Source organism: Hylemonella sp. P2_B10 (assembly GCF_056404875.1).
Map to the genome: position 1 here is coordinate 624,214 of NZ_JBFUDE010000003.1, position 18,557 is coordinate 642,770.

Below are 18,557 nucleotides of genomic sequence, written 5' to 3' on the forward strand. Positions count from 1 at the left end.
GCGGTTTCTCAGAAACGCCGGCCCAGCTGGATGTCCTTGCCGCCAGCCGGCAGGCTGACGAAGTCGCCGTCGCGCGCCAACCGCAGTTTGCCGGTGTAGATGCTGGGCGCCTCGCCCAGGAACACCTTGTCCATGCCCGGCACCGGCAGGGGTGGCGCGATGTGGTTCAGCAGCAGCATGCCGGCGTTGGCGTCCTGCGCCACCTTGGCCGCTTCTTCGGGCGTGGTGTGGTAGTCGATGATGTCGGCCATCAGTTGCTTCAGGTTGGGCCGGCCGGCCTGGCCGGCGGCTTCGCCCAGCAGGCCCACCAACTGCGGCGACAGGGCCTCGTGCACCAGCAGGTCCACGTTGGCGGCCTGCTGCTGCACCGCCGCGCTCTTCTTGGTGTCGCCGCTGAGCACGATGCTGCGGCCCTTGTAGGTGATGCGGTAGCCCACGGCCGGGTGCACTGGCGTGTGGTCGACGGCAAAGGCCTGCACCTCCAGGTCGCCGTCCTTCAGCACGGTCAGCACGCCGCTGGCCGGCACTTCGAAAGCTTTGGCGGCAGCGCCGAAGCCGGCGCGCGGCATCACAGCCTCGCCATGGTGGGCCACGCGGTAGCCGTGGTCGGCCTCGTAGGCTTGCATCAGGCCGGCGGCCACTTGCTCGACGCCAGGGGGGCCATACAGCGGAACGGGTTGCGTGTTGCTGGCCGATACCCAGCGTTGCAGCAGCAACTCTCCCAGGCCGTCGATGTGGTCGGAATGGAAGTGCGTCAAAAAGATCGCCTGGGTCTTGCCGACGTTGAAGCCCATGCGTGCCAGCGCGCGGGCGCCGCCGCTGCCGGCGTCAAACAGCAGCTGGTGCTTGCCCGCCACCACCAGCGTGCAGGGACCGGAGCGCTGCTCATCGGGGAAGGGTGAGCCGGCACCGCACACGCCCAGGTGCAGGCCATCGGGCAGCTCGGCCAGCGGGTCGGCCGCCATGCGCTGCACGGCCACCCGTTGGGCCAGCGCCAGGGCCAGCGGTGCGCGCGCCAACCAGGCTGCGCCGGCCAGCAGCACCAGCACGACCAGCGCGCGCGACAGCAGTTTCTTCAATGTCATGGGGTGTTCTTTCGGGCGTGGCGCCGCTGCCAGCGCCAGGTGACGAAGGCCAGCAGCAGCGCCAGCAGGCCCAGTGCCACCCACTTCAGTCGTGGGACGTAGATGTTGACCAGCGCGTTGCGCAGGATCTGCTGCTGCGGCGAGTAGCCTTCGGGCATGGGCAGCACGCCATTGCGCTGCGCCCAGGTGGCGTACTCGGCCTGCATGGTCTTGAAGGCATCGGGCAGCTGGGCCTGCAGGTCTTGCGTCTCGCCGGGATCCTTGGCGATGTCGTACAGGTGCCATTGACCATCGCCCACGGGCGGGATGTTCCTGATCAGCTTCAGGTCGCCCTTGAACAGCGCCTGGTTGCCCGACAGCTCGTAGCCTATCGCCTCGTCCACGGGGTGCGCGCGTTGCGCCTGGCCCAGCATCACCGGCAACAGGCTGCTGCCGCGCATCGCCTCCACCGTGCGGCCCTGGTACTGTGTGCCGGGGCGCGGCAACTGGGCGATGTCCAGCAGCGTGGGTGCGATGTCGGTCACATGTGTGAAGCCCTTTTGCACCTGGTTAGGCAGCATGCCCGGTGCGCCGGAAATGATCATGGGCACGCGTATGCCGCCTTCGCCGGAATAGAACTTGTAGGTGTTCAGCGGCGCGGCGGTGGCGCTGGCCCAACTGGGGCCGACGATGCTGTAGGCACCCTTGGCGCCCAGCTCGTCAATGCCACGCTTGTAGTTGCGGTCCAGCCACCAGCGGGCCAGCGTGATCGCATACGGGTCCGAGGCCTCGGGCCCGTTGTCGGACATGAAGACGAACACCGTGTTGTCGTACTGGCCGCTGTCCTTCAGGTACTGCATCAGCCGGCCGACGTGGTAGTCCATGGCGTCCGTCATGCCGGCGTAGACCTCCATGCGGCGCGCCTGGTAGGCCTTGTCCTCGGGCTTGAGCGCGTTCCAGTCGGTGGTGGTGGCCATGGTGGCCATGCGCGTGTCCGGCGGCACCAGGCCCAGCTTGATGGCGCTCTGCAGCCGCTGTTCGCGCAGCACCGTCCAGCCCTGGTCGTAGCGGCCCTTGTACTTGGCGATGAACTCGGGTGGCGCCTGCACCGGAATGTGGCTGGCCTGGTAGGCCAGGTAGGTGAAGAAGGGCTTGTCGGACTTGGCGTCGGCCTTCAGGTAGGCGATCGCCCTGTCGGTGTAGAACTGCGACGAGTAGTACTCGGCCGGCATGGTGGCTTCTTTGCCATCCTCGAACCAGTAGACCTTGTCGGTCAGATCCAGGTAGCGCTTGGCGGTCTCCCAGTTGTCGGAGCCGCTGTCGCCCTGGATCAGCGAGCGGTCAAAGCCGCGCTGGTTGGGCAGGTTGTGCGGCTCCTTGCCCACATGCCACTTGCCCACCGCGTAGGTGCGGTAGCCGCCGTCGTGCAGGTGGTTGGCGACGGTGGCGACGTTGCGGTTCAGCACGCTGAGGTAACCGGCCTGGCCCAGGTGCTGCTGCGGGATCGATTCACGCATGTTGCCCACGCCGTTCAGGTGGTTGTCCACCCCGGTCAGCAGCATGGCGCGGGTGGGTGAGCAGGAGGCCGAGACGTGGAAGTTGGTGAAGCGCATGCCCCGGCGCGCCAGCTCGTCCAGGTTGGGCGTGGCGATCTCGCCACCGAAGGCGCCGACGTCGGTGAAACCCCAGTCGTCGGCCACCAGCACGATAATGTTGGGGCGTCTTGCCGTTGTTTGGATGGCGGCCGGGGTGCTGGCGGCGGTGGGCGCTGCGACTGGCATAGCGGCTGGCACAGCGGCTTGGCCCAGGTTGGCCAGCAGCAGCGCAAGTGCGGTCGCAAGCTGATGCGGCTTCATGCTGCGTCTGTGGTTTGTGCTTGCGCGCGCGCTTTGGCCTGCGCTTCCAGCAGCGGCTTCCAGTGCAGCAGGCCAAACACGATGGTCAGCGCTACGTTGCGCGCCAACGAGCCGGGAAACTGCGTCAGCTGCTTGCGCATCAGCAGGGCCTCCAGCACATGCAGCGCCAGCATCACCACGGCCACGCCCTGCATCACGGTGGCCATGGTGCCGCTGGGCCAGCCCAGCAGCAGGGCGGACAGTGCCAGTACGTAGATGGCCAGGCAGCCGAGCTTGGACAGGGTGTACATCATGGTGGTGTCTTCCCGATTTCAGAGGTGGGTGCGCAATTGTTCTTCAATGACCCACAGCCTGTCCTGTCCCCAAGCGGACACGCCGTCCACGCTGAACGAGGGCACGCCCCACAGGCCCAAGGCGAACAAGTCAGTGCGATTGGCTTCGGCGGTCTGGCGCCAGCCGTTGTCTTGCAGCGCCTGTTGCACCTGATCCCAAGGCAGGCCAGCGCGCTCGGTGATGCGGCGCAGGCCGCGGTTGCTGCCGGCGTCCAGCCCCTCGGCCCAGACGCCCTGCATGAAGGACAGCACATAGGCCTCGGACTGCCCCAGGCGCTCGGCCAGCGGCATCAGCGACAGGCCGCGCTCGGTGGGTTTGCCCACCGGGTCGTTGATGCGGCCAAACGGGATGCCGCGCACGAACGCCTCACGCGCGGTGTCCTGGCTGATGTAGCCGCGTTTTGCCGCCGGCACAGGCAGGCCGCGCATCACCATGGGCAGCACGTAACGCAGCCGCAGCTGGGCGCCACTCAGCCGCGCCAGTTCGAACACGCGGCGCGCGACGATGGCGGAGTAGGGGCTGCGCAACGAGAAGAAAAAGTCCAGTGTGGCCGGCCGGGCCAGTTGCAGCGGCTTGGCCAAGTCGGCGGCGGGTGGAAACAGCAGGCCTTGCACGCCGGTCTTGTGCACAACCAGCTCTTGCAGGCGCTGCTCCAGGTGGTGCAGCCGGTCCAGCCCCCAGTACCACTCGCCGCCATAGTAGAAGGTGGCGCCCAGGTAGTGGCCCCAGCGCGTGCGCAGGGCTTCTGATTCGGCCAGGTGCGCCACCACCTCGCTGGCTGGTGCGCCGCCCGCCGGCAGCGCGGCGCCGTTGGCCGTGGCACTTTGCCACAGCTGTTGGCTGACAGTGGGCGCCGCTTGCACGAAGCGGTCTTCGCGCAGGGCCTGCACCAGCAGCGCGTTGGCCACCTGCACGGCGCTGGCGCTGGGCTGTGCGCCCGGGTTGCTGTAGGGTATCCGGCAGCGCCGCGCCAGGCGTTGCGCGTCTGTGCGCGAGTAGGCGATGAGGCGTTCGCGTTCAGGCGCGGCGCTGTCCGGCGGCGGCCCCACCACGTGCGTGCGCAGCACCACGTCGTAGCGTGCCAGCAGTGCAGGCAGTGCGGCGGAGGTGAGCGCGCTGTAGGGGTCGTCGGCCTGGTGAAAGTAGTGCAGCTCATGCGGCGCGCGCGCCGCGATGCGCCGCTCCTCGGCGAGGTCGCGCAGGCGCAGCAGCCGCTGGCGCGAAAGCAGCCGCGCGCTGATGTGCGGCATCAACAGCGTTTTCAGCGACATGCCGCGCGGCTCCTGTCCGTGCCCCCTTGGGTCACCAGGCCTTGATGAATCGCAATTGCCAGGTGTGCGACACCAGCGCGTTGGCGCTGTCAAAGTTGCGGCTGTAGTGCAGGTTGAAGCCGGCTTCCTGGCCCGGCAGCTTGTACGAGATGAAAGGCCCGGCCGCGTTGTTGCGGTAGCGGAAGCCGCCCAAGGTGGCACCGCTGCCGCTGTCGTCGGTGACCTGGCGTATGGCAAGGATGTTGGCGCCCACCGCCCAGTTGCCGCTGACCTTGACGATGCCACCCTCCACATAGACGAAGTTGCCGCTGCGGTAATCGGTGTCTTTGTTGATGGTGTTGATGCCGTAGGAAACGCGCCCGGCAATGGTCACGCCCGAGTCCCAGCTGGCGTCGCTGTGGTTGGGGTTCAGCGAATAGCTCAGCGCGATGCCAGGGCGCAGCGTGTAGAAGTTGCCAAAGCCGGGGTTGGGGCCGCGGTTCTTGTCGTAGTCGCCGGTGGGCATGAACAGCGACACGCCGGCGGCGATCTTCAGCCGGTCTTGCTGCGAGATCCACACCACCGACAGCTCGGTGTCACCCATGCCGTTGACGTCGGCATTTTGTGGCGCCACCGTGGCGGCCACGCCGGCGGTGACTTGCGCCTGCGCGGCGGCGGCGATGGTGGCCACCGCGGTCTGCAGCGCCGCCGGCAGCGCTGCGGTGGAGGGCGACACCGTGCCCGCCGCCTGCGTGGCCACGAAGGTGCGGCTTTGCTTGATCAGCGGGATGTTGACGGCAAAGGTCCAGCGACCGCCGCCGTATTGCGTTTCGGTGGTGTAGCCGCCGGCCAGGTTCAGCTGCGTCTGGTCCTGGTTGAAGGCGATGGTGCCGGCCGGCACGTTCAGCGAGAAGCTGCCGTTGGGCACCCGCCCGGCGGTGGGTGTGCCGGTGGGCAGCGGCACGCTGCGCGCCGCCACGCCAATGTCGTTGCCGTTGGCGTCGACGATCTGGTCAATGGTGGTGAAGCTCAAGGCGGCGGTGCCGAAGAAGCCGGGGTTGTCGGACTTGGCGGCAATCTCACCGCCGAACAGGCCCACCGGCGACTGGCGCAGCTTGTAGCCCTCGGCCGCCTGCGCGCCCAGTGTGGCGAGCAGCCCGGCAGCTGCACATGCCGCGGACAAGGGGCGGACGGGAAAGCGGACGAAAGAACGGGATGCGAGTGTGCGGGTCATGGTGGGGTCTCCTGCGGGGTGTTTTCGGATATGGCGATGGCGCAAATTTATTCTTCCATACACAAGTGTATTGTTTTAGAATCGACATCGCAATGCGTTTGGAGACCATTCAGGGTATCCACCAATGCCTGAGGATCTGCCGCCACGCCATGACCGCCGCCAACAAGACGCCCAAGACCCGCAAGCGCTCCGAGACGCCGCGGCTGAGCCGCGACGACTGGCTGGATGCCGCCTTCGCCGCCGTGGTGGATGGCGGCTTTGACGCCGTGCGCGTGCTGACGCTGGCCGAACGCTTGAACGTCACGCGTGGCAGCTTCTACTGGCACTTTGCCGACCACGCGGAGCTGATCACCGCGCTGCTGCAGCGCTGGCAGGCGCGCGAGATCGAGCTGGACAAAGGCATGCAGCAAAAGGATGGTCCGGACCCGGCCAAGGACCTGGAAGAAATCCTGGAGATCGCGCTGGCCCATGCCGGCCCCAAGCTGGAGAACATGGTGTTCGAGCTGGCCATGCGCGCGCTGGCGCGCAAGGATGAGGCGGTGGCCCAGATGCTGGTGCAGGTGGACGAGGCGCGCATGGCGCTGTTCGAGCAGAAATTCCTGCGCCTGACGGGCGGCGACGCATTGAAGTCAGCCGAGCTGGCCGGCCTGTTCTACCTGGCGGTGGTGGGTGGCAACCAGGCGCTGAGCCGCCCGACCACGCCGCCGCGCATCAAGCAGTTCATCAAGGGTGTCATCTCCGACTACCTGATACGCCAGCAGGCGGCCAAGCCCAAGGGCAGGTAGCCCCTCTCAGTCCAGCCGCTGCACCGCTGGCATGCCCCAGCGGCCGTCCAGCGCCTCGGGTTGGGGCCAGTACAGGCGCGCGTTCAGCGTGAAGGGTTCGTTGGCGCGTACCGGCAACCAGTTGGCCTGTTGTTGTGGGTCGGTGGGCACCTGTGCCTGCACCCAGATGTCCAGCGAACCGTCGGCGTTGTAGCGCAGCTTGTCGCGGTCGCCCAATGCGTAGCGGTTCAGTGGGTTGGCGATCAGGAAATCGTCGGCACCGTAGGCGGTGATGGACCAGAACGCCTTGGCCGGTGGCAGCGCATTGGCCGCGAAGTGCAGGCGGTAGCGGTGGCTGCCGTTCAGCATCTCGCCCTGGCCGTCCTCACGTGTGCTGGGGTAGACGGCATCGGCCGGCAGGTTGGCGCCCAGGCCCACCATGGCGACACCAGCGCGTGTCGCATAGTCGGTGCCGAAGTTCGCCAGATTGGCCGGCGGTGAGAACCAGCCGCGCACGCGCTGGTGCGGTTTCTTCAGGCCCTCGGCCACGCGCCAATCGGCCAGCTTCCGGCCGGCGTCGACACAGAAGCGTTGCCAGGCATTCCACTGCACCGGCTGCCCTGCCACCACGCCCATGCCGGCCAGCTGGGCCACCATGGGCGCGTCGGCCGGGCGCGGCGGATTGTTGACCATCAACTGCGCCAGGCGTTGGAAGAACACTGTGATGCCCATCTGCTGCATCTGTTGGATTGGCGCGCCCAGGCTTTGGCCTGGCTGCTGGGCGAAGGCAGGGGCGGGGGCGGTGCCGGGGTTCAACGGCTCCAGCTTCAGGCCGTCCTGCAGCGCGTGCACGGTGGCGTAGTCGTCCGCGCCATTGGTCTGCGTGCGGCCCAGCAGCCACAGCAGCTGCGTGGGCGCGCGCATCAGCGCCATGCCCGCGGGCACCGTGCCCTGCCAGTGCGGCCCGGCGATCAGGTAGCGGCCGCCTTGGGTACCCACGGTGCGGGTGCCAGGGCTGGTGAAGACGTCGGTCCAGGCGTCCATGAAGGGCATCAGCTCGTAGCGCTGGTCATTGGGCGGCATGGTGAACACCCACGGCCCGGCGTCGGTGTCGATGAAGGCGATGGTGTACAGCGTGTCCACATTGGGCCGCACCACCGCGCGGAAGCTGGCATCGGGGAACTTGCGCAGCCGCTGCAACTGGTTGGGCGGCCCCAGGGTCCGGGCGGCGCCTTCGCGCGTCACGTCCATGATGACCAGCGGGTAGCCGAACAGGTAAGCCCGCGCGCCCAGCAGCACCCGCTGGGCGGTGATGTAGAACGCAGCAGCCAGGGTGAGCAGCACCAGCAAGCCGATGAAGAGCTTCTTCTTGCGTTGCGCCGTCATGGTGGCTGGATGGTGCGAAACCCCAGGTGGCTGGCGCCCAGGTCGTCGTCCTGCGGCTGGCGCGCGCCGGCGCGGTAGCGCATGCAGTAGTCGGGCGAGCACAGGAAGGAGCCGCCTTTGATCACATGCTGGCCCGTGCCCTGGCTGGCGGGGGCGCCGCGCAATGCGGCCGGCACCTGGTCCGGCGCTGTGGCATCGGCAGGGTGGGGGCGCCAGGTGTCGGTGGTCAGCTCCCACACATTGCCGATCATGTCGAACAGGCCCAGCGCATTGGGCGCGTAGCAGCCCACGGGCGCCAGGCCGGTGAAGCCGTCCTCACTGGAGTTGACGGTGGGGAACAGACCCTGCCAGGTGTTGGCGGCCTTGGGTTGTTCGTGCTCAGGCAGCGCTTGCGGTGTGGCGGCGCGCGCGGCCCATTCCCATTGCGCCTCGGTGGGCAGCATGCGGCCTTTCCAGCGCGCGTAGGCCTGGGCGTCTTCCAGCGTCACCGCCACCACCGGGAAAGCGCCGTGGCCTTCCAGGCCGGTGGCCGGCCCGCCTGGGTGGCGCCAGTTGGCGCCGGGGATGTAGCGCCACCATTGCGAGATATCGTCCTTGCCGCTGATCTGCCTGGGCGGCACGAACACCACCGCGCCGGCTTGCAGCATGTCTGGCGGCAGGCCGGGGTGGCTCTTGGCGTCCACCGGCCGCTCGGCCACGGTCACGTAGCCGGTGGCATTGACGAATTCGGCGAACTGGTCGTTGGTGACCTCGGTGCGGTCCATCCAGAAGCCGGCCACCTGCACGCTGCGCGCCGGTTGCTCTTCGGGGTAGCGGGTGTCACCCATGGTGTAGCTGCCTGGCGGTACCCACACCATCCCGGGGTGGGCCTGCTGCGTGGCACTTCCGGTTTGTGCGGGCTGCGCAGGCAGCGCGCACTGCAGGCGTTCGGCCCGCGCTGCTGCTGCTGAAGGCTGTGCTGTGGCTGGCGTTGCGGTGGGATCGACCACGCCGCGCAGCCAGACCCAGCCCAGGCCAGCCAGCAGCGCCAGCGCGCTCAGCACCAGGCTCGCGCGTAAAAGGGGTGACAACTTGCTCCGCATCATCCGCGCATGCTATCCCGTAGCCGTTGACCTTCAGTTGACCCAGTAGGTGTATTCATCGCTGGGCGTCTGCTTCTGGTCCAGCGTCTTGTCGATCAGGATGGGCATTTCGATGAAGGACTGCCACAGCGGTGGCGGCATGCTGGCGTTGTGCGTCTTCAGCAGCGCTTTCAACTCGGCCACCCTGGCCGGTTGGCTGTCGGCGAGGTTGTGCTTCTCGGTGGGGTCGTCGGCCAGGTTGAACAGCCAGTCTTTCTTCGGCCGCTCGGCGCTGATCAGCTTCCAACCCTTGTCCTGCACCGAGCGGTAGGGGCCGTCGCGCCAGAACAGCGGTCGAGAAGGCTGCGGCGTGGGCTGCACGCCCAGGTGTGGCAGCAGGTTGACGCCGTCGACCACCCGGTCCTTGGGCAGTTGGCCACCGGCGGCGGCCACCACGGTGGGCAGGATGTCGATGTTGGACACCGGCGCCGCATACCGGGTGCCGGCTGCAATATGCCCCGGCCACTTGGCCACATAGGGCACACGCAGGCCGCCCTGGAAGAAGGTCAGCTTCCAGCCGCGAAAGGGCTGGTTCACTTCGGGCAGGCCGATGTAGCCAGGCGCGCCGTTGTCGCTGGTGAAGATGACGATGGTGTTGTCCTCCAGCCCTTCGTCCTTCAGCGTCTGCAGGATGCGACCCACGCTGCGGTCCACCGAGCGGATCATGGCGCCGTAGACGCGGCGGCGGTGGTCGGGAATGTTGGGCAGCGCGTCGTAGTCCGCCTTGCTGGCCTGCAGTGGCGTGTGCACGCCCCAGTGCGCCAGGTACAGGAAGAAGGGCTGGTGCTTGTTGCGCTGTATCGCGTTGACGGCCTCGTCGGTGAAGTAGTCGGTCAGGTACTTGGCGGGCTCAAACCATTTGCCGGCGTTGTAGCTGACGCCAAAGCGCATGTTGGGCCACAGGAAGCGGTCTATGGGGTCGAAGTCCTGCCGGGCGTTGACGGTGCGCGGGTCATTCACCGGCAGGTACAGGCCGCTTTCCATGAACAGGGTTTCATCAAAGCCCTGGTTGTTGGGCCGCATCTCGGGTGTGCTGCCCAGGTGCCACTTGCCGATGTGCAGCGTGTGGTAGCCGCGCGCTTTCAGCAGCTTGGCCAGCGTCAACTCCGACGGCGGCAGGCCCAGGTCGTTGAAGTCCTTTGCCTGGCGGGCCTTGTCCTTGTCGATGACCACCGGGTACAGGCGGTCGGGGTCGGCATACAGGTCGCCGGCCACCGCCGCCATGGCGCCGGGCGTGGGGGTGAACTCCACGCCGAAGCGCCAGGGGTAGCGGCCGGTCAGCAGCGCCGCGCGTGACACCGTGCACACCGCGCTGCCGGCATAGCCGGCGTCAAAGCGCACGCCATCACGGGCGATGGCGTCGATGTTGGGTGTGGGCACGCCCTGATCGGCGCGGCCGCCGCCATAGGTGGTGACGTCGTTGAAACCCAGGTCATCGGCCAGGATGACGATGACGTTGGGCGGCCGCTGTGCCAACGGCGCGGCGGCTTGCACCGGCCCCGGCATCCAGGGCGCAGCGTGATTGGGCTCGCGCGGGTGCACGATGTCGGTGTGCCAGCCCAGCGAGTACTGCAGCAGTTTCAACCGCTGGGTGTAGGCCAAGGCCGCCAGTGCCAGCAGCACCAGCAGCAGGCCCCCCCACAGCTTGCGCCGCCGCGCCATCACGGCAGCACCAGGGCGCGCAGCGCCAAGGCCGGCAACAGCAGCAGCGCGCCCACCGTGCCGCGCACCATGATCAGGCTCAACACCGGTTGCACCGGGAAGATGTGCGTGCTCTCCAGTGCCGCCCATTTGTGCACGGCGATGTCGGCGCGCGAGATCGCCGTGGCAAAGCGCAGGAAGTCGCGCCGGCTGCGGTAACGCACCATGGCCACGTAATGCCAGGCCTGAGCGCCGCCGGCCGGCTCCACAAAGCTGCCGCTGCGCCGGGCGATGAACACCGGCACATTGCCGTAGCGCAACAGGTGCGGCATGATGGCCCGTCCGTAGCGCCGGTCGGCGGCGCGGGCGTCGCTGCCGAAATGGCGCAGGTCTTCGGGATAGACCGCCTGGGCACGGTAGCGCGCCAGGTTCTGCATGACGAACTCGCGGCCGTCATCCCCGGCGGCCAACGTGCGCACTTCTTCAACCAGCGCGGCATCCAGCGGGCCCCGGACGCGCGCCTTCAACTCGGCCATGAAAGCCTCGACCTCGGTGTTGCTCAGCGGTCGGCCGCGCCCGCCGTACCACAACAGGAACAAGCCAAACGGCAACAGCCAGGCCAGCAAAAACAGCAGATTGCTCGACATGGGGCTGAACCATACACTTGTGTATTGTAAAGTGCAACAGAGGGAAAACACGGGTGTGGGCTGTCCCGCACGCGCCTGGCCTGGCCCGGTGCCGCCTTGCCACGGTGCGAGCGCTGCCGATAATCACCCGGTCACTGATAACAACTGCGGAGACAAGAACCCATGACCAAGACCACCACCTGGCGACGTATGACCACACAGCTCCTGGCCGCACCCCTGCTGGCCGCCACCACCTTGGCACAGGCTCAGCAACCGGTGCCGCCCAAATTCCCCGACGCCATCGCCAGCGACCCCGTGACGCTGGGCTGGATGGTGGGCTCGCCGCCGCCGCCAGAGAAGGTGATCGCCTTTGCCAACGGCAGCTTCTACACCTTCCCGCGCTGGCGCTGGACGTTTTCCAACTCGCGCCAGATGGGCCCCACCACCAATGTGTGGCGCGGCACCGGCGCGGCCAGCGTGCTGCCGCGCACCGAGCGCACGGCCGAGATCGACGCGCTGGCGTTCCAGCCGCTGGGCGGCACGGAGAGCATGACCTGGGCGCAGTCGCTGCTGGCCAACTACACCGATGGCATCGTGGTGCTGCACAAAGGCCGCATCGTGTATGAGAAATACTTTGGCGTGCTCAAGCCTCAGGGGCAGCACATCGCGCAATCGGTCACCAAATCCTTCGTCGGCACGCTGGCTGCCACACTGGTGGCCGAAGGCCAGCTGGATGAGAGCGCACCGGTGGCCAAATACGTGCCCGAGCTGAAAGACACCGGCTTTGGCAACGCCACCGTGCGCCAGGTGATGGACATGACCACCGGCATCAAGTATTCCGAGAACTATGCCGACCCCAAGGCCGAGGTCTTTGACCACGTGCGCGCCGGCGGCGTGCTGCCGCGCCCGCCGAACTACGCTGGCCCCAAGACCTTCTACGAGTTCCTTCAGACGGTGCAGGCCGAGGGCGAGCACGGCAAGGCCTTTGCCTACAAGACGGTGAACTCCGACGCGCTGGGCTGGGTGATTCGCCGCGTGACGGGGAAGTCCATTGGCGAGTACCTGCAGGACCGCATCTGGAGCAAGCTGGGCGCCGAGCAGGATGCGTATTTCTCCGTTGATTCTGTTGGCAACGAATTCGCCGGCGGTGGTCTGAACACCAGCCTGCGCGACCTGGCCCGCTTCGGCGAGATGATGCGCATGGACGGTTACTTCAACGGCCAGCAGATCATCCCCAAGGCGGTGGTGGCCGATGTCCGCAAGGGGGGCGACAAGGCCCACTTCGCCAAGGCGGGCTATGTGCTGCTGACCGGCGGCAGCTACCGCGACATGTGGTGGAACCTGCACAACGAGCACGGTGCCTACATGGCGCGCGGTGTACATGGCCAGGCCATCTACATCGACCCGAAGGCCGAGATGGTGATCGCGCGCTACGCATCGCACCCGATCGCGGCCAACGCGGGCAATGACCCGACGTCGTTGCCCGCCTACATGGCGCTGGCGAAGTTTCTGATGAAGTGACCGGGGTCTGGGTTTTTGCCGCCACTCAGGGCGTGAACAGGTACTTCATCGCGTCCCGGTAGGCCGGCAAGAACATGTTGACGTGGTTTTCGGCATAAGACACCAGTGACAGCTTCAGGCCCGCGTAGCGGCGGGCTTGAAGCTGGTTGTACAACTGGGCACCAATGGCATAGTGGCAGCAGGTGGCACCGGCTAGCACGTAGGTGGCATTCACCTGCGCGGGGTGCGCGTCGGCCAGCGCCTGCTCCTGGCTGAACACCTTCAGGTCGGAGCTGTTTTCGTCAAACGCACCGTCCAGCGACACGTAGTTGCTGAAGTAGGGGCTGGCACTCAGCTGGTCCATGAAGAACGCCAACTCGACGAAGGTGCCACCGAAGGAATGGCCCACCAGGGTGCGCCGGCTGGCCAGCGCGCGGTAGTGGCTCTCCATGAAGGGCACCAGATCGCGGGTGACGAAGCGGTAGTACGCGAGCGCGCCGGTCACCTGGTAGTCGAAGTCGCGCCGGTCATTGCGGCCAATGCCGACCAGGATGGCCTTGATGCCCAGCTCATCCAGCGTGGTGGCCATCTGGCCGAACCAGATGTCGCCATCCAGCCCATAGATCACCGGGTAGCTGGTGCCCGGGCTTTTGTCATACCCCACCGGCAGGTAGATGCGAAGCGGGTAGTCCACGCCGGCGGATGAGGTCACCAGCGCGTTGCTTGTGTCGCCGTGTGCCACTTCGGGAATCGGTGTGGTCGGCGTGGTTGGGGTGGGTGTGCTGGAAGGGGCTCCGCCACCACCGCCACCGCCGCAAGCTGTCAGAACCCAGGTGAGCGTCAAGGCCATGGCCGCTGTCAGCCCCAGGTTGATGCGTCGTCGCGGGCGTGGGGTGCATGGCAGGCTGGTGGCCGCCCTGGATGACTGCATGGTGTCTCCTCCTGGTATTCAGGATAACGTGACTGGCCAGCGAATGCGGACATGGCTTTACAAAGCAGGGGCTTGCGGCATACTGGCCGCCATGCAGTTGCACCACTCACCGGTCGCCCAGCGTTTCTCGGGCTTGAGCCTTTGTGCCGTATTCGCTGTGCTGCTGGTGGCGGCTTGCAGCGGCAATGGCGGCGGCTCCTCAGCCGGCACGACCACGCCGCCGGTGGTCACACCGGTGGTGCCCGTCATCCCCCCGGCCGTGCCGGCGGAGCGGCGCTTCACCTTCGAGAGCGGCCCGGTGCGGCCATTGGCCCTGTCGGCCGACGGCACGCGCCTGTTCATGGCCAACACCGGCGCGGGCACGTTGGACATCCTGAGCGTGTCGGCGTCGGGGCTGGCTCTGGTGGCCTCTGTCGACGTTGGCCTGGAGCCGGTGGCGGTGGCGGTGCGCAATGCCGGCGAGGTGTGGGTGGTCAACCACCTGTCGGACAGCATCAGTGTGGTCGATGTGGCCAGCACGCCGGCCCGTGTGGTGCGCACATTGCTGGTGGGGGACGAGCCGCGTGACATCGTCTTCGCGGGCGCGAACCGGCAGCGCGCCTTCATCACCACCGCGCACCGGGGCCAGCAGCGCAGCAACCCCACGCTGGCGGCGGTGCCGGGCGCGGGTGACCCGCAGCTCACCACGGCGGGGGTCGGCCGTGCCGACGTCTGGGTGTTTGACGCCGCACAACCCGGTGATGCGCTGGGCGGCGTGCCGTTGGCCATCCTGACCCTGCCCACCGACACGCCACGGGCGCTGGCTGTCACACCCGATGGCAAGACGGTCTACGCGGCGGCCCACCATTCCGGCAACCAGACCACATCGATCTCGCCACTGCTGCCCTGCGATGGGTTCGACAACGACACGCCCTGCACCGTGAATGGCAACGCCATACCAGGCTCCGCGTTGGGCCCGGCGACCAATGCCTCCGGCGTGCCGGCGCCGCGCGTGGGCCTGATCGTCAAGGCCGATGCCAGCAACCGCTGGCGCGATGCCCGGGGTCGTGACTGGTCGGGTGTGGTGCGCTTCAACCTGGCGGACGACGATGTGTTTGTCATCGACGCCGAGCTGCTGGCCACCAAGGGTAGCTTCGCGCATGTGGGCACCACGCTGTTCAACATGGCGGTCAACCCGAAGTCCGGCGCGGTGTACGTGTCCAACACCGAATCCCGCAACGAACTGCGTTTTGAAGGCGCCGGCATCTTCGCCGGCACCACCTTGCAAGGCCACCTGGCCGAGACCCGCATCACGGTGCTCAGGGGTGCGGCCGTGGCCGCGCGCCACCTGAACAAGCACATCAACTACGCGGTGCGCCCGGCGCCCGACAGCGTCAGGCAGCACAGCCTGTCCACGCCGCTGGAGATCGTGGTCTCGGGCGATGGTGCGACTTTGTATGTGGCCGCCTTCGGCTCCAGCAAGGTGGGTGTGTTTCCAACTGCGGCGTTGGAGGACAACAGTTTCGACCCCACCCAGCTCAGCGCCGGCTACATCACGGTGTCTGGCGGCGGCCCCAGCGGGCTGGTGCTGGACGAGGCGCGCCAGCGCCTGTATGTGGCGACCCGGTTTGACAGCGGCATCTCGGTGATCGACCTTGCCGCCAAGCGCGAGGTGTCGCACCAGATACTGTTCAGCCCAGAGTCGAGCGCCATCGTGGCCGGGCGCCCGCTGCTGTATGACGCCAAGATTTCGTCCTCCAACGGCGAGGCGTCGTGCGCCAGTTGCCACATCTTCGGCAACACCGACCACCTGGCCTGGGACCTGGGCGACCCGGATGGCAAGGCCGTGGTCACGCCGGTCACCGTCAAGCTGGCGCTGGGTGCCTTGGGCACCAACATCAATGGCACCGGGCAGGTGCAGACCCTGCACCCGATGAAGGGGCCCATGGGCACGCAGACACTGCGCGGCATGGTCAACCACGGCGCGATGCATTGGCGTGGCGACCGCTTTTCAGGCGAGGCCGGCACCGACCCCAGCGCCGTGCCGCCGTTCGACGCCGAGCTGTCGTTCAAGAACTTCATCGCTGCCTTCCCGGCGCTGCTGGGCCGCGGCACGCCGCTGCCGGCGGCAGACATGCAGTCGTTCTCCAACTTCGCGCTGGCCATGGCGCCGCCGCCCAACCCGGTGCGCAACCTGGACAACAACCTGACCGCATCGCAGGCCCGTGGCCGCAGCTTCTTCATGGGCTGTGAGGGGCTGGACAGCGGCACCGGCGTTGCCGTGGTCTGCGATGCCGAGGGCAAACCGGTGGGCACCGGCCACATGTCGGACGGCATACCGATCACCGGCCTGGGCTTCACCTGCCAGGGCTGCCACACGTTGGCGCCGGCGAAAGGCTTCTTCGGCGGCGACGGCCAGTCCAGCTTCGAAGCGCTGCCGCAGACCATGAAGATCCCGCAGCTGCGCAACCTGTACGAGCGGGTGGGCATGTTTGGCATGGCCGCCAACGCTTCCGAGAACAGCGGCAACAACACCCACCAGGGCCAGCAGATGCGGGGCTACGGCTTCACCAACGACGCCAGTGTGGACACCTTGTTCCGCTTCTTCCAGGCCAAGGTGTTCAACAGCGCCCTGGGTGGCCGTGTCGGCTTCACCGGCGGTGACACGCAACGCCGGGATGTCGAGGCCTTCATGCTGGCCTTCGACAACGACCTGGCGCCCATCGTCGGCCAGCAGATCACGCTGGACGCCAACAATGGCAGCGCGGTGGGCCCGCGCATCGACCTGCTGCGCGCGCGCGCCATGACGCCGTTTGCGTCCAAGATGCTGGGTGCCAACGCGACCGAATGCGCGCTGGTGGCGCGCGGCGTGGTGGCCGGCCGGGCCACCACCTTCGTGATGGCGCCTGATGGCCGCTATGCGCGCGACGATGGCGGCGCCGTCACCACCGACGACGCGCTGCGCGCGCTGGCGCGCCAGCCGGGGCAGCAGATCACCTTCACCTGCATGCCGCCGGGGTGGGCGCCGAAAATCTAGGACGGCCCGAATGAAAAAACCCGCACCAGCATCAGCCAGGGCGGGTTTCTCGTCAATTTTGGTGGCGCTTCACGGATTCGAACCGCGGACCTGTGGATTATGATTCCATCGCTCTAACCGACTGAGCTAAAGCGCCTGAGCCCAATATTATAGCCCGAGTCGGCGCCGGCCGGAAACCCCCTTATTTTTGGGGTGCCGGCACGGCCGCTTCCGGCCCAGGCTCCTGCGGCGCGCTGGCGGCGTCCTGGGGTGGCTGGGCGGCCACGGCGGTGGCGTAGATGGGCGTGTCCGGCGGGAACAGCGTGCGCGTGGTCAGCACACCGGCGCTGAAGGCGTCCACACCGGGGAATTGCTGGCACAGGCTGCGCAGGCGCACATGCTCGGGGCAGAACACCACGCTGGGCTGGTCTGGTGGTTGCAGGGGATGGCTGTAATAGAAAAACAGGATGTCGCCGGCATGCGTGATCCGCATGGCCCGATCCAGCAATTCGCCACTGAACTTGCCATCGCTCTTCTTTTCCAGCCAGTCGTACAGCTGGTCGGCGCCGCGTGCGGTCACATTCCTGGTGGTGCGGTTGTGCGGGCCGTGAAAACCCAGCCGGGTCTGTGCCAGCGTCTTGCCGCCCATCATCTGGCGTTCCACGCCGCCCATGAAGATCACCGCGCAGGATGAGGAGCACGGCCCCGCCACCACGGTGTTGATGCCGTGCGCGCGTATCTGGTTGGCCACGCTGAGACCGCCATTCATGCTGCCGCCCCGGCTGCCCAGCAGGATGACGCGCGTCAGCGGTCCCTGGGCCAGCAGGCGGCGGAACTTGTCGCCGTCCTCGGCCACCACCGGGCCGGCCAGCACCACGGTGTCGCCCTCGCGGATCATCACCATGGCCTGGGCGTTGCCACCGCAGGCGGCCAGCAATGGCAGCACGACCCAGGCGGCCGCCAGCAGCCGTTTCAAACCAGCGGTCATGCCGTGCGCCAACGCTCAGCGGTGCTGGAACTCGGGCTTGCGCTTGTTGACGAAGGCGTCCATGCCTTCCTTCTGGTCGGTGGTGGCGAACAGCGCGTGGAACATGCGGCGCTCGAACATCACGCCGTCGCTCAGGGACCCCTCGAAAGCGCGGTTCACCGACTCCTTGGCCGCCATGGTGGCGATCTGCGAGAAGCCGCAGATGGTGATGGCGGCGGCCAGGGTTTCCTCCATCAGCTTGTCCAGCGGCACCACGCGGCTGACCAGGCCGGCGCGCTCGGCCTCTGTCGCATCCATCATGCGGGCGGTCAGCGCCATGTCCATGGCCTTGCTCTTGCCCACTGCACGCGGCAGCCGCTGCGTGCCGCCGGCGCCGGGGATCACCCCCAGCTTGATCTCGGGTTGGCCGAACTTGGCGTTGTCGGCGGCGATGATGAAGTCGCACATCATCGCCAGCTCGCAGCCGCCGCCCAGCGCGAAGCCGCTGACGGCGGCGATCACCGGTTTGCGTATGCCGCGTATGGCTTCCCAGTTGCGGGTGATGTAGTCGCCGCCATAGGCATCGGCAAAGCTGTAGTTGGCCATGGCGCCAATGTCGGCACCGGCGGCAAAGGCTTTCTCGCTGCCGGTGATCACCATGCAGCCAATGGCGCGGTCGGCGTCAAAGGCCTTCAGCGCGGCGCCCAGCTCGTCCATCAGCTGGTCGTTCAGCGCGTTCAACTGCTTGGGCCGGTTCAGCGTGATGATGCCCACCTTGTCGGCTTCGGTGCGGACGGTGATCAATTCGTAAGTCATTTGCAGTCTCCGTAGGGTTTGGTCACACTATATGCCAGGGTAAACATTAACCAACCGATTGGTCGGTTAATGG

Annotated in this window: 15 protein-coding genes and 1 tRNA gene; 3 read left to right on the forward strand and 13 right to left on the reverse strand. The window is 67.1% G+C overall.

The features are described from left to right. Nucleotides 1-8: 8 nt before the first annotated feature. The 5 genes from AC1DX2_RS15310 to AC1DX2_RS15330 are packed head-to-tail and all read right to left on the reverse strand — an operon-like array spanning nt 9 to nt 5,737. Complete coding sequence (locus tag AC1DX2_RS15310) at nt 9-1,085, reverse strand: MBL fold metallo-hydrolase (RefSeq protein ID WP_477197218.1); 1,077 nt, start codon at nt 1,083-1,085, stop codon at nt 9-11. Next, nucleotides 1,082-2,920 carry an arylsulfatase gene (locus AC1DX2_RS15315; RefSeq protein ID WP_477197219.1) on the reverse strand — a complete coding sequence of 613 codons (1,839 nt, stop codon included), beginning with the start codon at nt 2,918-2,920 and terminating at the stop codon, nt 1,082-1,084. The genes AC1DX2_RS15310 and AC1DX2_RS15315 overlap by 4 nt, the downstream gene beginning before the upstream one ends. Continuing rightward, nucleotides 2,917-3,213, reverse strand: a complete 297-nt coding sequence (locus AC1DX2_RS15320) for a hypothetical protein (RefSeq protein ID WP_477197220.1) — start codon at nt 3,211-3,213, stop codon at nt 2,917-2,919. Before AC1DX2_RS15320 ends, AC1DX2_RS15315 begins: the two co-directional genes overlap by 4 nt. Before the next feature lie 18 nt (nt 3,214-3,231). Continuing rightward, the gene (locus AC1DX2_RS15325; protein WP_477197221.1) at nt 3,232-4,524 is read right to left on the reverse strand and encodes a DsbA family protein; all 1,293 of its coding nucleotides are present in this window, start codon (nt 4,522-4,524) and stop codon (nt 3,232-3,234) included. Between the two features lie 31 nt (nt 4,525-4,555). Continuing rightward, nucleotides 4,556-5,737 carry a SphA family protein gene (locus AC1DX2_RS15330; RefSeq protein ID WP_477197222.1) on the reverse strand — a complete coding sequence of 394 codons (1,182 nt, stop codon included), beginning with the start codon at nt 5,735-5,737 and terminating at the stop codon, nt 4,556-4,558. A gap of 149 nt (nt 5,738-5,886) precedes the next feature. On the opposite strand from AC1DX2_RS15330, the gene AC1DX2_RS15335 reads away from it, so the two are divergent. After that, nucleotides 5,887-6,522 carry a TetR/AcrR family transcriptional regulator gene (locus tag AC1DX2_RS15335; RefSeq protein ID WP_477197223.1) on the forward strand — a complete coding sequence of 212 codons (636 nt, stop codon included), beginning with the start codon at nt 5,887-5,889 and terminating at the stop codon, nt 6,520-6,522. A gap of 6 nt (nt 6,523-6,528) precedes the next feature. Here the strand turns inward: AC1DX2_RS15335 and AC1DX2_RS15340 are convergent, their stop codons facing one another. The 4 genes from AC1DX2_RS15340 to AC1DX2_RS15355 are packed head-to-tail and all read right to left on the reverse strand — an operon-like array spanning nt 6,529 to nt 11,296. Further along, nucleotides 6,529-7,887, reverse strand: coding sequence for a DUF1254 domain-containing protein (locus tag AC1DX2_RS15340; protein ID WP_477197224.1), 1,359 nt, complete (start codon nt 7,885-7,887; stop codon nt 6,529-6,531). Next, the gene (locus AC1DX2_RS15345) at nt 7,884-8,972 is read right to left on the reverse strand and encodes a formylglycine-generating enzyme family protein (RefSeq protein WP_477197225.1); all 1,089 of its coding nucleotides are present in this window, start codon (nt 8,970-8,972) and stop codon (nt 7,884-7,886) included. The genes AC1DX2_RS15340 and AC1DX2_RS15345 overlap by 4 nt, the downstream gene beginning before the upstream one ends. Before the next feature lie 30 nt (nt 8,973-9,002). Continuing rightward, on the reverse strand, nt 9,003-10,670 hold the full coding sequence (locus AC1DX2_RS15350) for a sulfatase-like hydrolase/transferase (protein WP_477197226.1): 1,668 nt from the start codon (nt 10,668-10,670) through the stop codon (nt 9,003-9,005). Then, complete coding sequence (locus tag AC1DX2_RS15355; protein ID WP_477197227.1) at nt 10,670-11,296, reverse strand: hypothetical protein; 627 nt, start codon at nt 11,294-11,296, stop codon at nt 10,670-10,672. Before AC1DX2_RS15355 ends, AC1DX2_RS15350 begins: the two co-directional genes overlap by 1 nt. A 189-nt stretch (nt 11,297-11,485) precedes the next feature. Between AC1DX2_RS15355 and AC1DX2_RS15360 the strand changes: the two genes are divergently transcribed. Further along, nucleotides 11,486-12,796, forward strand: coding sequence for a serine hydrolase domain-containing protein (locus AC1DX2_RS15360; RefSeq protein ID WP_477197228.1), 1,311 nt, complete (start codon nt 11,486-11,488; stop codon nt 12,794-12,796). A gap of 25 nt (nt 12,797-12,821) precedes the next feature. On the opposite strand, the gene AC1DX2_RS15365 is transcribed toward AC1DX2_RS15360, so the two are convergent. Then, nucleotides 12,822-13,706 carry an alpha/beta hydrolase gene (locus AC1DX2_RS15365; RefSeq protein WP_477197229.1) on the reverse strand — a complete coding sequence of 295 codons (885 nt, stop codon included), beginning with the start codon at nt 13,704-13,706 and terminating at the stop codon, nt 12,822-12,824. Between the two features lie 91 nt (nt 13,707-13,797). Between AC1DX2_RS15365 and AC1DX2_RS15370 the strand changes: the two genes are divergently transcribed. Continuing rightward, nucleotides 13,798-16,722 carry a YncE family protein gene (locus tag AC1DX2_RS15370; RefSeq protein ID WP_477197230.1) on the forward strand — a complete coding sequence of 975 codons (2,925 nt, stop codon included), beginning with the start codon at nt 13,798-13,800 and terminating at the stop codon, nt 16,720-16,722. A 59-nt stretch (nt 16,723-16,781) separates the two neighbouring features. On the opposite strand, the gene AC1DX2_RS15375 is transcribed toward AC1DX2_RS15370, so the two are convergent. The 3 genes from AC1DX2_RS15375 to AC1DX2_RS15385 all read right to left on the reverse strand — a co-directional run bounded on the left by AC1DX2_RS15375 (nt 16,782) and on the right by AC1DX2_RS15385 (nt 18,484). Continuing rightward, nucleotides 16,782-16,858 (reverse strand) — tRNA-Met (locus AC1DX2_RS15375). Between the two features lie 45 nt (nt 16,859-16,903). After that, nucleotides 16,904-17,689, reverse strand: coding sequence for a hypothetical protein (locus tag AC1DX2_RS15380; RefSeq protein ID WP_477197231.1), 786 nt, complete (start codon nt 17,687-17,689; stop codon nt 16,904-16,906). A gap of 15 nt (nt 17,690-17,704) precedes the next feature. Further along, a complete protein-coding gene (locus AC1DX2_RS15385; protein ID WP_477197232.1) occupies nt 17,705-18,484 on the reverse strand; it encodes an enoyl-CoA hydratase in 780 nt (259 codons plus the stop codon). Nucleotides 18,485-18,557: the final 73 nt, after the last annotated feature.